General features: G+C 39.7%; 10 protein-coding genes. 3 read left to right on the top strand and 7 right to left on the bottom strand.

The window, feature by feature from the left end; translation table 11 throughout:
• Positions 1-92 precede the first annotated feature (92 nt).
• Complete coding sequence (locus tag R2Q78_RS02230) at positions 93-2,072, bottom strand: hypothetical protein (protein WP_316788471.1); 1,980 nt, start codon at positions 2,070-2,072, stop codon at positions 93-95.
• Between the two features lie 19 nt (positions 2,073-2,091).
• The gene (locus tag R2Q78_RS02235; RefSeq protein ID WP_316788473.1) at positions 2,092-3,525 is read right to left on the bottom strand and encodes a DUF1080 domain-containing protein; all 1,434 of its coding nucleotides are present in this window, start codon (positions 3,523-3,525) and stop codon (positions 2,092-2,094) included.
• 272 nt (positions 3,526-3,797) lie between these two features.
• Here R2Q78_RS02235 and R2Q78_RS02240 point away from each other — a divergent pair, with 272 nt between their 5' ends.
• Complete coding sequence (locus R2Q78_RS02240) at positions 3,798-4,658, top strand: SDR family oxidoreductase (RefSeq protein ID WP_316788475.1); 861 nt, start codon at positions 3,798-3,800, stop codon at positions 4,656-4,658.
• Here R2Q78_RS02240 and R2Q78_RS02245 read toward each other — a convergent pair.
• Positions 4,655-5,221, bottom strand: coding sequence for a thioredoxin family protein (locus R2Q78_RS02245; protein ID WP_316788477.1), 567 nt, complete (start codon positions 5,219-5,221; stop codon positions 4,655-4,657). The genes R2Q78_RS02240 and R2Q78_RS02245 overlap by 4 nt on opposite strands.
• A 176-nt stretch (positions 5,222-5,397) precedes the next feature.
• Between R2Q78_RS02245 and R2Q78_RS02250 the strand changes: the two genes are divergently transcribed.
• On the top strand, positions 5,398-8,127 hold the full coding sequence (locus R2Q78_RS02250) for a PQQ-dependent sugar dehydrogenase (RefSeq protein WP_316788479.1): 2,730 nt from the start codon (positions 5,398-5,400) through the stop codon (positions 8,125-8,127).
• A 37-nt stretch (positions 8,128-8,164) separates the two neighbouring features.
• On the opposite strand, the gene R2Q78_RS02255 is transcribed toward R2Q78_RS02250, so the two are convergent.
• Both R2Q78_RS02255 and R2Q78_RS02260 read right to left on the bottom strand, forming a co-directional pair.
• Complete coding sequence (locus R2Q78_RS02255; protein WP_316788481.1) at positions 8,165-9,931, bottom strand: ABC transporter ATP-binding protein; 1,767 nt, start codon at positions 9,929-9,931, stop codon at positions 8,165-8,167.
• Positions 9,921-11,618, bottom strand: a complete 1,698-nt coding sequence (locus R2Q78_RS02260) for an ABC transporter ATP-binding protein (protein WP_316788483.1) — start codon at positions 11,616-11,618, stop codon at positions 9,921-9,923. Before R2Q78_RS02260 ends, R2Q78_RS02255 begins: the two co-directional genes overlap by 11 nt.
• A 214-nt stretch (positions 11,619-11,832) precedes the next feature.
• On the opposite strand from R2Q78_RS02260, the gene R2Q78_RS02265 reads away from it, so the two are divergent.
• Positions 11,833-13,080 carry an NUMOD1 domain-containing DNA-binding protein gene (locus tag R2Q78_RS02265; RefSeq protein WP_316788485.1) on the top strand — a complete coding sequence of 416 codons (1,248 nt, stop codon included), beginning with the start codon at positions 11,833-11,835 and terminating at the stop codon, positions 13,078-13,080.
• 6 nt (positions 13,081-13,086) lie between these two features.
• Here R2Q78_RS02265 and R2Q78_RS02270 read toward each other — a convergent pair whose 3' ends face one another.
• Together R2Q78_RS02270 and R2Q78_RS02275 are read right to left on the bottom strand one after the other, a co-directional pair.
• A complete protein-coding gene (locus tag R2Q78_RS02270; RefSeq protein ID WP_316788486.1) occupies positions 13,087-13,737 on the bottom strand; it encodes a hypothetical protein in 651 nt (216 codons plus the stop codon).
• Between the two features lie 137 nt (positions 13,738-13,874).
• Positions 13,875-15,815, bottom strand: a complete 1,941-nt coding sequence (locus R2Q78_RS02275; RefSeq protein WP_316788488.1) for a beta-N-acetylhexosaminidase — start codon at positions 15,813-15,815, stop codon at positions 13,875-13,877.
• Positions 15,816-15,825: the final 10 nt, after the last annotated feature.

Genomic DNA, 15,825 nt, shown 5'->3' on the forward strand with positions numbered 1-15,825 from the left:
TTGGCTAAAATAAAAAATTATTTGGCATAACACTCAGAAACTGATTGAAATGCCAAATAATCTCATAACTGTATAATAGACTCTAAGAGTGTCTATTTATTAAGCGAGTTGATCCAGGCCGCAATCTTTAATCCATCAGCCTTGGTAACCTGAGGCATAGGTGGCATTTCAGTTGCATAACCCGGCCAGTTTTCCGGTTTAGGATTGTGTATCAGCTGAACGATTTTTTCATTTGAATACTTACGTTTAGCAACATCCTGGAACGCCGGACCAATTTGTTTTTTGGTTGGATTGTGGCAAGCAAGACAAGTGTAACTGGTTAGCAAGCCTTTTACCTGGTTATAAGTTGGAGCCGCTGCAGTTGTTTTTGCTGTACTTGCAGCCTTTTCCTTATTTACAGCTGATTTTATTGCTGCATCTGTTTTGGCTTTAGTAACCTGGCCTTTTTGGGCAGCAGGAGTCACTTTAGCTGTGGCAGCATTTGCTGAATTTTTGGTGCTAACTTCAGTCATTGATAATTTATCACCAGAAGGAATGTTGTTTAGTGTATAATAAGCCACCGGGTGAATCAACGAGTAGAAGTTGTTTTTTTCACGTACACCATCCACCGTAATGGTATGGATATAATATTGACGAAGATTGTCAACAATGATCCTAGCTCTTAATCCATCAGCAGAAACCTTAACACCTTTAACTTTTAAAGTTTCTTTGTTTACCGGAGGTGATCCATAAACTGGGTGATATTTGTATATAAAGCTTTCTACGTTGTAAGAAGCCAGGTCTTCAGCTGATTTCTGATCAACAGGCTGCGTAAACTCAATTTCGAAACCATCAGGCATAGCCCTTACAGCTTTCATTTCAAATGGAGTCTTGCTGTTATTGTAAACCAGGCGTTCCAGTCCTTCATTGGCATCACCGGCAGATCCCCATCCCCTGTTGGTCTCACCTACAAATAGCGATCCATCTGTGCCCCATGCCAATCTTAATACTCCTGAGCGGAATCCAGTTCTGAATAAAAACGCAGCACCTTGCTCCTCACCGTTGACTTTTTCCATGAAAACCCTTGAAATGATACTCATCCCCTGATCTCCTACAAGAAGCTGGCCTTCAAATGGACCAAAAGTTCCTTCAGGAATTTTAACTGGCTCAGAAGTAGATATACCCAGGATTCCATAAGGCAGCCATACCGCAGGTAATCTCAACTCAGGAAATACCTTTTTCATTTCAAACAGAGTTTTGAACTCTTCGTTCACCCTGTTCTCAGGTTTAATGTATCTGCCTTTATCATTCTTTATCCTTCTTTCATCAATTTGTGAGTAGAAGAAATCTGAAGACAATTTAGTTGGAGAATCTGATCTGCTTGTCCATTTCAAACTGGCAGGATGTCCCATAAAGCTGCCTTTATTTACCTTCCAGATACCACCAGAACCCACCCAGTCACCCTGGTTTTCTGTATAGAATAGCTGTCCGTCAATTACATTTATACCAGCAGGAGAACGTACTCCAGGAGCCCATGGTGTCATTTTACCATCTTCGGTGATGTTCATGATCCATCCGCGCATTGGTACACGGCTTTCTGCACGCCACCACTCCTCATCGCCAAAAGCTACGTTTGCACTTACGAAGAATGTACCATCAGGTGCTATTTTAGGACCAAAACTATACTCGTGATAGTGACCACTTAAAGGCCAGGCATAGATTGTTTCATAGACGTCTGCTTTGCCATCCATATTTTTGTCGATGAGTTTAGTTAATTCCCCACGCTGAGCGACATATATGGCGCCATCTTTATAAGCAATACCAAGTATCTCATGTAGTCCCGTAGCAAACTTGCGAAAATACGGTCTGTTACTAGTAGGATTTTCCACTACATACACTTCTCCCCTTCTTGTAGAGATACCAAGATCCCCATTTGGCAGAGTAATCAGTCCACCCACTTCAAGTATTGGTCCTTCAGGTATTCTAACCTTATTAATTTTGTAAAAATCTTCTTCTTTAGGTGTTTCCTGAGCAAACACCGATGTACTAAAGCTTAAAGCCAGCATTGCCAGCATTTTAAAAGTATGTTTCATCTTTATCTCCTAATCCCGATTAAAATAAAATTGAATAATTTAATTTACCGCGCAGAAGAACTACTAATTGCTTTCTTCCATTTGCATCCCTGATCACAGGTTTGTCTTTGGTATCATCAAATTTTAGATATGACTGGCCATCTACAAGGTATAAGCCTTTTCCAATTTCTTCTATGCTACCAGCATCAGCCAATAAAGCATAGATATTATCTAATGGCTTATCTATGGCTATTTCTCTATTTAGTGCTTCACCGTTTGCTGAAACCCTGATGGCATCATCAACTTTAGCACCATATACGTTGTAAGTAAAAGTTGGACGGTCTTCAGCATCCAAAATATAACCTTTGGTTTTAAACCCTGTACCAGTCGTGTCGGTTGGCCAGCTGGCCTGCGCATCAGCTAATTTCGCCAATGTAGGTGCAGGTTTCTTAATAAATGTCGTTACGGCACCTCTTGGTTTAGATGAGCCGTTACCCCTATCATGCCACATTGGTGTAGCATCGATGAAGTCTCCTCTCCATGCATGAAAAAGAAGACCGTTATCCAGGTCATAGCTATAGTGAACTTGCTGAGGGCTGCCGATAGAAATGGCATGTACAACTCTTGGTCCACCATTGATATCAATAAAGCTGCGGATCATAGTGTTAACCGGTGCTTCTATCAGGATAGGATCGGCATCGCTACCACCTCTTTGTTTTCCATTTAGCAGGTCATTATTTACCTTAGAAGTTTTGATGTTTTTAAAAGCAACAGCACCGTGGTCGCCCTGTAAACGTAAAGCACCGAAGGCTTTTTCTTTACTATTTGCTCCCCTAGTAGGACCAAATAATTCAATATTATCGTGAATTAAGACTCCGTTTAGTTCAACAGATACAAATCTGGCATTTGCAGTTTTGTTTCCCGATGCGTCAAACCGTGGCGCCAGAAATACGATTTTAACGTGTTGCCATAATCCAGGTGCTTTAGATACATTCTGACGGGGTGCATAACCACCAAAGCCTTTTTGTCCTTCAGGTTTTGAGTCGTCCCATCTTTCATAGATCCCACCATTAATAGATGATAATGGTTTTGTTGCGGTCCATGAATCTTCCAGTTGTAATTCATAGATACCTTGCAAATAGATACCTGAATTGGCGCCCTTAGCCATCAGATAATCCAATTCTAAAACAAGATCTCCATGCTCACCAATAGTAAGTAAATCAGAGCCATGGTCGTTCTTTGTAGGAATGTTTACAAGGATTCCTGTTCCTTTGGTTAGATTTAGCGCATTTTGCTCAGCTAAGTTTGCTGTAACCCCACCGGCTAAAGTCCAGGTTTTCCCATGACTTTTAAACGAAGAGAGGTCGTTTAGGCTAATTTCCGATTGATCTGCCAGTTGCTGAGCAGACACAAACGCAGTTCCTAACAACCAGACAAAAGCCGTTGTTCCTAACCTTAAATAATTAAGCTTCATATTGTGTTATTTGGTTTAAAAAGATTTAAATGTAATGATTTCATATTTGATTAAACGGGAATGCAAAATAGTGATTTTGTTACAAAAAACAAGAATGCTTATTAATCAATAAATAAGCCTTATTTTATTTGCTAAAACTATTTTTCACCTTATTGTTAAAATTACACAAAACTTCTATTTTACCAGATTCTTCCTAACATTTAATTTGGCTTGATAAAACACTTTCCGGAGACGGATTGTTAACGGTTTTGGTTAGCACAAATTAATCCATTATGAAATCAGAAAAGCCGACGCAGATCAGACCGAAACAAAAGCAAAACAAACAGCCTGGGATAGAAAGCAAGATGCTTCCCCTACCGGAATATCTACCCAAGAAACCAGGACTGAAATTGAAAGACAAAGTAGCCCTTATAACCGGAGGAGATAGTGGAATAGGACGGGCTATAGCTGTGGCTTTTGCACAGGAAGGTGCTGATGTAGTGATCGGTTACTTAAACGAACATAGTGATGCGAAGGAAACAGTAGCGTTTGTTGAATCATTTGGGAGGAGAGCAATTGCCCTTGCCGGAGATATAGCCGAAGAAAAGCATTGCCGAGACTTGGTTAAAAAGACTATTAAGGTATTGGGGAAGCTGGATATCGTGGTAAATAATGCAGCGGTTCAGTATCCTCAGAAACACATAACAGATATAAAATCATCACAATTGGAAAAGACATTCCGAACAAATATATTTTCACATTTTTTCATCACCCAGGAGGCACTTAAGCATCTGAAGAAAGGGAGTAGCATCATTTGTACTACCTCTGTAACTGCCTACAGAGGTAGTGATCACTTAATAGATTATTCAGCAACCAAGGGCGCCATAGTTGCCTTTGTGAGATCCCTGTCGGCCTCACTGGCGGATAAAGGAATCAGGGTCAACGGCGTTGCGCCAGGCCCTATCTGGACACCATTAATTCCAGCAACTTTTCCTGCGGATCATGTTGCCGAATTTGGTTCTGACGTGCCGTTAAAAAGAGCTGGCCAGCCAAATGAAGTGGCTCCCTGTTATGTGTTTCTGGCGTCAGATGACGCCAGCTATATAACAGGTCAGATCCTGCATCCTAATGGAGGCGAGATTATTAACTGTTAATTTCGCTTAATATCATTTTTTCTAAAGACAACCGCAACTTGATCAAGTTCCTTAGTTGTCATCTTTGATGATTTCTTGAGGGTACTGATGAAATAAGCTACTTCCTTTTCAGCTGCAGGACACCCGACGTTTTCACCTTTGGATGTTAATTCAGCTCCTTCCGCTCTCATTTGCGAATCAGCAAGAAGATTTTTGTTCTGGTCAAATACAAGCCATGTTGGCAAGCCCTGATCTGCATTGTTGTATTTTTTTAACAGTTCAGCAGCACCAGGATTCTCAAGACTTTTCTTTGCCACGTCGTGTTCATAAACTACTATATCAGCAATAACATAATTCTTATCAAAAAATGGTTTAATTGACGGGTCTTTTAAACTGGCATCCATTTTATGGCACCATCCACACCAGGATGCGTGAAACATTACCAAAACATTTTTCTTTTCCGCTTTAGCTTGTTTAATTGCTGCGTTAAGTACTTCATCGGCAGGTGCCGGAGTTGTTTGTGCGATGGCAGTGTTTAGTATAAATACAGAGGCCATTGCAAATAAAAAGACTTTTAATTTCATATGTTTAATTAATTAGTTGAGTAAATATATGTTTTAAACACTATCTAAATAACTCTGATGAAAAAATACATCAATAAAAATCAATCCATATGTAGTTTAATAAAAGTGGATATTACATATTTGAACAATATGCTCTATATTTAATATTTGAAACCAACACACAAACTATAACATTAATGAAAGCTTCTTTACCATTGATACTTTCGGGTATTGCATTTACCATGATACTGCCTTTTACAGGCGGCAAAAATGGAACACCACTAATTGACCGAACTACCGGAAATCTAAAAGAAAAAATAACACTAAAAATAGATACACCTGATCAGGATAGATTTGTGAAAGTCCCCTTGGTTCAGGGACAGTTATTCGAGCCAACTGAGATCGCTATCCTACCCAATCTGGATATTTTGATATCGCAGCGCCGGGGAGAAATTATGCTTTACAAAAACAAGACTAAGAAACTTCTTGAAGCAGGTAAACTAGACGTTTATTTCAAAACCAGCGCGCCGGACGTTAACGCGGAAGAGGGTTTGCTTGGAATGGCGGCAGATCCAAATTTTGCAACTAACCAATTTGTATATCTGTTCTATAGTCCGGTAAAAACTTCAGTAAACCGTTTATCCCGGTTTAAACTGGTTAATGATAAAATCAGTATTGCCAGTGAAAAAGTAGTTCTTGAGTTTTATTCTCAAAGAGAGATTTGCTGTCATACTGGTGGTTCTATTGCTTTTGGACCAGATGGTATGCTGTACGTATCTACGGGTGACAACTCCACTCCTTTTGATGTGCCAAAGCAACAGTACGTTAATAAAGGATATGCTCCTCTGGATAACAGACCAGGTTTACAGCAGTATGATGCGAGAAGATCTTCAGGAAATACAAATGATCTGAGAGGTAAAGTTCTGAGAATTAAAGTGAATACAGACGGTACATACAGTATTCCTGAAGGTAATTTATTCCCAAAGGATGATCAGAAAAGCAGGCCTGAAATTTATGTAATGGGTAACAGGAATCCTTATAGGATCTCAGTAGATCAAAAAACAGGATTTCTTTACTGGGGGGAAGTTGGGCCAGATGCAAATAATGATGATGATTCCAGAGGACCAAGAGGCTACGACGAAATTAATCAGGCACGTAAGGCTGGTAACTTTGGCTGGCCATTATTCGTAGGAAACAATTATCCTTATAAGGCCTATGATTATACTACCGGAACGAGTGGGGCTGCATTTGACCCTGCTGCCGCTATTAATAATTCGCCAAATAATACAGGCAGAACTCAACTTCCACCAGCGCAATCTGCTTATATCTGGTATCCATATGGAAATTCAAAGGAATTTCCGGAAGTTGGCTCCGGTGGCCGGACTGCTATGGCTGGCCCTGTCTATTGGCCTAAACCCGGTGCAGCTGCTTACCCTTCTTACTATAATGGCAAGTTGATTATTTACGAATGGATGCGTGGTTGGGTAAAAGCGGTTACGATGGCACCAAATGGCGACTATATCAGTATGGAGCCATTCCTGGCAAACATCTCATTAGCAGCGCCGGTTGATATGGAGTTAGGCCCTGATGGAAAATTGTATATACTGGAATATGGTAAAGGATGGTTTTCAAAAAATGCTGATGCAGGACTTACCAGAATAGACTATTTAGCTGGTAATAGGCCTCCCGCTATTAAGGAACTTCTAATAGAAAAAACAAGTGGACTTCTCCCTTATAAACTGACAGCTAAAGTTGACGCCAGTGATCCCGATGATGGTGATGTACTCACTTATATCTGGAATCTCGGAAAGGGTGTTAAAAAGACAACCAACAAACCTGAGTTGGAGCATACATTTACCAGGGCCGGTGAGTATGCCATAAGTGTTGAGGTAATTGATAACCTGAAAGCCTCATCAAAAAGTACAGTTATACCTGTATTTGCAGGGAATGAACATCCAAAAGTAGATATTGTCTTGTCGGGTAATAAAACCTTTTATTTTCCGGGGAAACCAGTAAGTTATCAGGTTTTGGTAACAGATAAAGGCGCTACCGTGAACAAAAGCAGGCTTTATGTATCCAATACCTACACCGAGGGATTTGATCTGGCAGGTGCTCAGCTGGGACATCAGCAAGCTGTACAAACGCTGGTGGGTAAGTCTATCATGATGAAATCCGACTGCAGTACTTGTCATAAAATATCTACAAAATCAATTGGTCCCGCATTTACACAGGTATCAACCAAGTATCAAAAAAATACGAAGGCCATAGCTTATCTTACAAATAAAGTGATCAAGGGAGGTAGCGGCGTATGGGGTGAAGTTCCGATGCCCGGACACGCTACGATGAAAGAATCTGATGTAAAACAAATCGCAGAATGGATTATGTCACTAAGCGCGAAAGCAATTACTAAACCTTCACTTCCTGCGGCCGGCAATATCATCCCTCCTGTTTCTGTCAATAAAAACAAACCGGTATTGGCAATCAAAGCTACTTATTCAGACCTGGGAGCACCGGGGCTAAAACCACTTACATCCAGTAATGTCGTCAACCTAAAAAGCAATATTATAGAGGCTAATGATATTAAAGATATCTCCCAATTTGGAAAAAGAGATTACAATGGCGGACAGGCGTTAATTTTCCCTCAGGGCGATGGACGAATTGTATTAAAAAACATCGACTTAACTTCTGTAACTGCTTTCCAGTTTGGGGTTGTTAAAATGGGAGAAAATGTGAACTATACCATTGAAATCAGACTTGATGATAAAGATGGAAAAATACTTGCAAGTTCAACTTCAAACAACATGACGATACCTATCGAGCTTGTTACTGATAAGAAAATGCACGATGTATACTTTTTAGTTAAGAACACAGGAGACAAAATAAAAGACAGACCACTATTATCTAATATTACTGCTGTCAGTAAGTAAATAAAAGAAAGGTGCCCAAAACGGGCACCTTTCTTTTTTAGCTTTGTATCTTTCCGTGTATCAATTTATTTATAGCATCCTGAAAAGATCCAGCCTGAATCACTTCACCAGAGTTTACGAAGAATATCTCATCGGCATTCTCTATAGTATTTAGTCTATGTGCGATGATGACCAATGTAGTCTCCGATGGAAGTTTTTCCAATATCTGGCCTAGTAGCTGTTCAGTTACGGTATCTATGTTGGCTGTTGCCTCATCGAGAATGAGCAAGTCAGGCTTTCTCAAAAATGCCCTCATAAAGGCAATTAGCTGTCTCTGACCCAAGCTCATACTTTCACCCCCGGATATCACATTTGTATCAAGACCTTCATCGAAAACATTCATCAACTGAACTAAACCGGCATTGTTTATGACTGCCAAAAATTCTGCTTCGGAATATTCAGCGAATTCTTCATTGCCATACAAGATATTTTCCTTAACCGTTCCTGTAAATAATATTGGTTCCTGAAGGATAAAACCTATTTTTTGTGATCGCTCTTTTGCATTGTAGCTCCTGATGTCTCTTCCATTTAGTAATACCTTCCCTTGCAATGGGTCGTAAAGACGGGCCATAATCGATGCGGTAGTTGTCTTTCCTCCTCCAGTTGGCCCAACAAAGGCATAAGTTTTGCCTTTATGTAGCCGAAAATTCACATCGTGAAGAATTTCTTTTCCTTCGGGATAACCAAAATGAACGTTCTGGAACTCTAAAACACCTGAATTATTTGAGGACGGTAGTTTGTCATCTTTTAAAACCTGGAGATTATTGTCCATTCCTAATATTTTAGATATCCTGTCCCAGGAAGCTAATGCGGTTTGAAAACTAGCCCATAATGATGCGAGCTGTCTAATCGGATTATAGAAATTATTTGCATAAGCGATATAACTGATTAGAAAACCTACACTTAACCCCCCGTTTTTGATCAGATATATTCCATAAATCAAAACTAATAACTGAGCAATATTAGAGAATAAACTAAAAACCGGCATAAATACCGTATTGGCTATTCCGGCCCCAATTGCTGTTGTATAATTTTGCTGATTGGCTTTGTCAAACCTTTTTCTGAAATAATCACGGCGATTAAAGGCTACGACCACCTTAAAGTTGCTCAGGCTCTCCTGTATTTCAGCACTCATCAAACCGACGTTTTTTGAATTTGCAGCGTTCTTTTTCCTCACCCAGGGTGAGAGCCTGTTGACAAATACCCATATACATAGTGCTGGTAAAATGGCTACCAGCCCAAGTTTAAAATTAATGATCAGCATGAATGATCCTGCAGCGATGAGCATAAAAATACTGCTGAGGAACTGCAATAAGGCCTGAGAGAAGAATTGATTTAAACGGTCGGTATCTGTGTTCACTCTGGAAATCAGATCGCCCGCTTTATTCTGATTGAAAAAAGCAACTGGCAACTCTTGTATTTTATTAAATACTGTGTTCCTTAAATTGAATACAATTCGTTGTGCAGCACCCCCCATCAATCTCGTTTGAATGTAACTGGCACCAAAAACTATGCAATACATGCAAAGCAATATGCCTGAAAACATCAATAAACCGTTGTATTCTTTAGTTTGGATGTAATGATCAATTGTATAACCAATAATCAAAGGGCCAGCTAAGTTTATGCTGGTGTTAATCAGCATGATAGTAAGTGCTATCACGAGGTTCTTCTTTTCAGCAGCACCAGCACTCAGGAGATTTTTTAATTCCTGATAAACCGGCTTTTTTTTCGGGTCATTCTCTTCTACATTCAGGTTATAATTCATAGTTGCTTGTACTTTGTTGTGAATTATATATTTGAACATATTCCGGACTTCTGAGCATGAGTTCTTCATGTTTTCCAGTATCCAATATTTCTCCCTGCATCATTAAGATAATCTGATCATAATCTTCAACTGCGGCTATCTTTTGAGTTACCGAAATAAGGGTAATCGAAGGATAATTGCGCTGGATATTTTCGAGTATTCTTTGTTCTGTTTGTTGGTCTACCCTTGCTGTAAAGTCATCCAGCAACAAAATATTTGGACAGATAGCCAGCGCCCTTGCAAGCATGATACGCTGCTTTTGTCCACCGGATAGACTGAGTCCCCGTTCAGAAACCAGCGTATCCAGACCATTTGGCAAAGAAGCAACGAGTCCCTTTAGCTCAGCAGTTTCAATTGCCAGTTGAAGCCGCTCATCAGTTACCTGTTCGCTAAATCCAATATTGTCTCTGATACTGATGTTGAACAATACGCTATCCTGAAATACTATGGCTAACTGACGATAAAAAGTATTACTTTCAATCTCAGAAATCAGAAAATCGTCAAATTTAATCATGCCGTCATCCGGTTTTATCATTCCGGCGATCAACTGAAGCAGTTGGGTTTTTCCCGCCACTGTGGGGCCTACTATTGCGACTTTGGAGCCCGGTTGTATTTCAAAACTAATGTCCTTTAGTACTTTCTTGCCAGAATAACTAAGGTTTACATGTTCCACGCTGATTGCACCAGTCAGCTCAGCCTCAATCTCACCCGAATCCAGCAGATCTTCAGCATCCAGGACTTTGCTTATTCTTCCATAAGATACTGTAGCCTGAACGATTACATTACTCATAAATCCAATTACAATGATGGGAAATATGAGCATTGCCAGGTAGCTATTGAAGGCTGCGAGATCACCAATAGACATCCTGGTTGTGATTACTAAATGTCCACCATAAATAAGAATAACCAGCGCAGCAATGTTGGCTGTAAAGGTAATGATCGGAATTAGCCAGGCAAAAAGCCTCAATATGGCCAGTCCAAGGTTTTTGCCTTTTACACTGGCTTCTAAAAATTTATCGTACTCCAAAGTCTGGGAGTTCACCACGCGGACTAAAAATGCACCCAGAATACTTTCATTAATTACCTTATTTAGCCTGTCAATAACTTCCCTACTCTTTTTATAAAGCATTTTCACTCTTTTCAAAACGAGATAAAAAGTAATGCCAATTGTAGAAACGATACAAATCACAATCAGTCCAAGCTCCCAGTCTATACTGAACAATAAGATGGTAGAACCAATGATGATAACCAGCGATGAGATCATGGATACTATTGCCTGAGACACAAACTGTTTAATGGCATCAACGTCCGAAGTTAGATTTGTTAACAGCTTTGCCGGATTTTGCTGTTCTATAAATAGAAAATTTTGAATGGAAATCTTATTTGCAAGTCTTGTTCTTAAATCTCTTGCCACTTTTTCTGACGCATAAATTTGAAGAATGCTTTGCAAATAACCTAATATAAAAACCGCTGCAGTAATGCCTGAAAACTGAATCATCGCATTATTCATAGAGAAATCAGGATTTTTAAGTCCGTCAATGACACTACCAATGATCTTGGGTAACAATAAACTTAATACATTTCCTGACAGTGCTAAAAAAAGCAATGCAAAGATCAATCCTGAATATGGTTTCAGCAATTTTAACACGTGGCTAAGATATGTAAAATACTTAAATCACTAAGATAGCCCCTTTTGACTTTTGAGATTCAAATGACTCAATTACATTAAATGCTCCATTGGGCAAAGAAGGGCCATGCATGTAACACTTTAGTTAAATTATGTTAATAAGCAGCCGTGATTTTGGTTGTTTCAAAATTATAGCATCTATTTGTAATTCGTCTTATTAATAATTAATTCAGTTATGACTAAGTCATTATACGCTCATCAGGATACTACTCTCGCCGACTTGCCCGGGGAAAAATGGGTAGATGTTCCTGATCTTACAGACTGTTATCGCGTTTCCAATTTAGGCAGGGTACGCAGGCTCCAGGGTCAGGGAAAAGACAAACGAGGTTATATGCGTTTCAGAAAAGAAATGATCATTAGCCCCGTCAAAAGATCAAGCTGGAATGCTTTTCTTAAAGAGGAAAGAGTATATCTTGGTGTTTCACTGGTAAAAGAGAAAAAGATTCACAATTGGGGTTTAGCCAGATTGGTATGCTATTGTTTTGTACAGGAATTTGACCTGAAAGACAAAAACAACTACGTGCTTTACAAAGATGGAGATCCCATGAATGTGGCTGCAGACAACCTATATGTCGGCACACCAAAAGATAAAAATCTTTTGATGCAGGCTCACGGGCGAAAATCTGATATCTCCAGAAGCCTTAGTCCTGAGGAGATAAAACTCAGACAATTAAAGATAAATGCGATTAAGAAGCAAAATGGCACTTATAAGATTAGCCGATATTCCGTTACAGGCAAATTGCTGGAAACGTACCAAAATGCTATAGTTGCGAGTGCGGCTGTTAAAATCTTCAGCGGACAAATATCTGCTGCTGCAAGAGAAGGTCACCATACACTTACCGCAGGTGGATACATTTGGAGACGTGGTTCGGCACCTGAGATAGATGTGGCTCCCCTTCTTGAAAAAAAATCATTTGGCATGTCTCCATTGCTTTCTCAAAAAAAGCGTGTAGGCCAGTATGATTATAGCGGAAAGCTTGTAAATGCCTATAGTACCGTTAGAGAAGCAGCCAGAGCAGTTGGAATCACTTTTGGATCTATTCATAAGGTAATCAGTGGAAAAAGAACAACTGCTGGGGGCTTTATATGGAGGCTAAGTATTAAAAACACCATCCAGGTAAAACATCTTAAGCCTAAAAAGGCACAAAAGGTGTCCAGATACGATCTCGATGGCAAATGGATACAGACCTACAATAACGTTCCGGAAGCTGCAAAGATTACGAAAATCTTTGATAGTGAAATATATAAGGTACTAAACGACAAAGCATTAACCGCAGGAGGATTTATATGGAGGTACGGTGAATCATTGAGAATACCAATGAGTACTTTAAGAAACCATCCCAGGTTTAAAAAATCTGTGCTTGAAAAACACCTCAAGAGTAAAAGACAAATTAACCTTGAAGCAATGATGCAGGAAATGTAATGTAAATTACTTTTTCCTGCCTCCTATGTTCATTACAGCGCCTATGGTAAATAGTGAATTGTTTGCGTTCATGTATTTTCTGCTATTGAGCCCAAATGTGCCACTAGTCGTATATTGCAACTGAATATTTTCGCCTACACGCATTCTTGTAAAAAAGATGGGTTCCAGGAAAACATTTCCTTCCCTGATCTGGCCAATGTTATTGCGCATAAAAGTCTTCATCTCGACAGAACTTATGCGCAAAGCCGTACCATAATTGATAGGAAAATCCGTACCGAATAACCTGAGATTGCTGGTCTTTTTTGAACTGTAGTTTACCTGAAAAAAGGTTTTGTTGTAAGTTGCTTCTTCAAAATCTGTACTGGTGAGCACTTCGTTATCGTCATAATTCCGGTAGGTTCTGTTGGTCTTTCCATTACCATAACCAGCATAAATCTCAATGATCCTGTTGTCATCCGGACCAAAAGTATCAAAGTATCCGCCACCGACTTCTACCAATTTATGTTTGTAATCTTTTTTCTCTCTTTCTGAGTTCATGTATGAACCACCAAACAAAACACCAATATGGTTGCTGGCGGCATAGGCTCCATTCAAACTGAAGTTTCCTCTTAATGAGCCATGCACCCCCCCACTAAATTCCCCTTTTTGACTTAACATCGGCGTATTTGGTACGTTTGGCATATAAATAGAAGAACAAGAACTAAGGAATATTAAAGATAGATAAAGAAAAAAAGTATGGTTCTTAAACATAAATCAACTGGTTGGTACGTAATATTTGCTGATCCCCAACAAATTTAACGCCAAGGTACGACAGTAAACATCCATTTTTCAGGATTTTTCCAATCAATTCCTCTAAAGCTGGCTATTGGCAGTTTCACCACAATTTTGTTCCAGCCTTTTTTTAACTGAATTTTAGTCGGCGCTCTAAATTCGTATCCTTCATCAATCAAAGGCTTTTCCAAATCCCCCTCCATGCCTGCCTGTTTCCATACAGGAGGTGGAATCAACTGGTTATTTACATAAACAGCACTATTTCGGTTATCCCACGTGCCTGACTTAGGTGAACTCGAAGCGTATGATCTGGAGATGTTATTGAAACCTATCCAAAAGTCCTGTACTTTATTCTCGTTACTCCAAATTTGCGTAACGGCATACCAGGTAGTATTTTCCTGAGGGGCTTCCAATAGGCCTTTTACCTGGGGCGCCCACCAATGTCTCAAAATTAGTGTTCCACCAACAGCGGTTAGTACGGGCGTTTTATTAACATCAAAAGCCGGATACTCCGGATCAAACTGCTTATTGAGATCTCCACCATTTTCATAAGGGCCATAAAGTTTCCATGTGCTGGAAGATTGTTTTACATAGGGAAAAGGAATATTACTGAAATGCAGTTTTTTATGCAACAGGAGTCTGTTCTCAAATTCTGAAAAGGCGATAGCCTCTGTACTTCCTTTTAAGCCGATATTAGCCTGCCAGCCTTCTAAGCCCCCGCCTTTCCAACTGCGCTCAGCGAAAGCGAGCATAGCAGGATACACCGGGTTTTGAGTAAATACATCCTGCGGTATATTTACTCTTCGGTCTGGCCACATACAGATAATCCCACCTAAAGCAGCACTATTACCTTTGTCCAGATTGGCTATTTTGCGATGAAATATGGTGGCAATAGATTCCAGCGGATCCATGTGATTCAAATACAAATGACGGGAATCGATGTATTTGATATTGGGGTTTGCACTTACTTTTGTAGCACCTTCCATCCACAACTGCCTGATGGTAAGCTCCGTAAAATTACCCCCAGGCTCCCATCCTATCACCTTTTTTCCCAATTGCTCTATCAACGCAGTTACTTCAGGAAGGAAATTCTTATTGGTGATTTTAACTTCATCAGCGCCAATATGAAGATATTCCACATCATAGGTAGCACAAAACTCTTTAATTATATTTTTTACGATTATTAAGCCGCTATCGCTTTGCATATCCACCTTCATTGCTCTTTTAAAGGCAGCACTATGCCCCGGCATATCTATTTCCGGGATTAAAGTGATCTGCCTTGCCCTACAATAAGCAATCAATTCCTTCAGGTCATTTTGCGTATAAAATTGTCCCTTATTACGAATCATCGTTTCCGGATTTGTAAGCTGAGGATAAAGTTTACTTTCCAGTCGCCACGCTATATCTTCTGTAAAGTGGAAATGAAAGATATTGAGTTTGTAACTTGCCATCACATCAATCTGCTGCTTTAACAAATCCATAGGCATAAAATTGCGGCCGGCATCAATCATATATCCACGCCAAGCAAAAGCCGGAGCGTCTTCAATATGACATTCGCCGATCTTATTTGCATTTCCAACCAGTTGTTTTAATGTTTGTATTCCATAGAACATTCCAGCATCGCCTGAAGCTTTTACCTGAATGGCTTTTGGACCGACATCGAGACGATACGCTTCATGACTGGCAAAAGAGCTCGTTTCAAGTATGATTGCCGGCAGTTTATCATTATTTTCCCTGACTATTGGAATCCTGATTCCCCTGCTTTCTAAATATTTTTGAAGTAAAATTGCGTTACCTCTCAGTTTAGCGTCAACAGCTACAATTGCTTTATAGCTTTTTAAATCAAAAGAGCCTTCTTTCCATTCTAATTTATTAGGTAGGGGAATTAATGCTGGTCTGTTGGTTTTAGAAACCTGAGCAGACACATTTAAAGAAAACAGCAATATCCAAAAGTATCTAAGCATAATTATTTAT

Origin of the sequence: Pedobacter frigoris (assembly GCF_032678645.1) — a bacterium.
In the GTDB taxonomy this organism is placed as follows: Bacteria; Bacteroidota; Bacteroidia; order Sphingobacteriales; family Sphingobacteriaceae; genus Pedobacter; species Pedobacter frigoris_A.

Excerpts from the sequence above, each read along its gene's own strand:
- R2Q78_RS02230 (WP_316788471.1), bottom strand. The coding sequence starts at position 2,072 with ATGAAACATACTTTTAAAATGCTGGCAATGCTGGCTTTAAGCTTTAGT.
- R2Q78_RS02235 (WP_316788473.1), bottom strand. The coding sequence starts at position 3,525 with ATGAAGCTTAATTATTTAAGGTTAGGAACAACGGCTTTTGTCTGGTTG.
- R2Q78_RS02240 (WP_316788475.1), top strand. The coding sequence starts at position 3,798 with ATGAAATCAGAAAAGCCGACGCAGATCAGACCGAAACAAAAGCAAAAC.
- R2Q78_RS02245 (WP_316788477.1), bottom strand. The coding sequence starts at position 5,221 with ATGAAATTAAAAGTCTTTTTATTTGCAATGGCCTCTGTATTTATACTA.
- R2Q78_RS02250 (WP_316788479.1), top strand. The coding sequence starts at position 5,398 with ATGAAAGCTTCTTTACCATTGATACTTTCGGGTATTGCATTTACCATG.
- R2Q78_RS02255 (WP_316788481.1), bottom strand. The coding sequence starts at position 9,931 with ATGAATTATAACCTGAATGTAGAAGAGAATGACCCGAAAAAAAAGCCG.
- R2Q78_RS02265 (WP_316788485.1), top strand. The coding sequence starts at position 11,833 with ATGACTAAGTCATTATACGCTCATCAGGATACTACTCTCGCCGACTTG.
- R2Q78_RS02270 (WP_316788486.1), bottom strand. The coding sequence starts at position 13,737 with ATGTTAAGTCAAAAAGGGGAATTTAGTGGGGGGGTGCATGGCTCATTA.
- R2Q78_RS02275 (WP_316788488.1), bottom strand. The coding sequence starts at position 15,815 with ATGCTTAGATACTTTTGGATATTGCTGTTTTCTTTAAATGTGTCTGCT.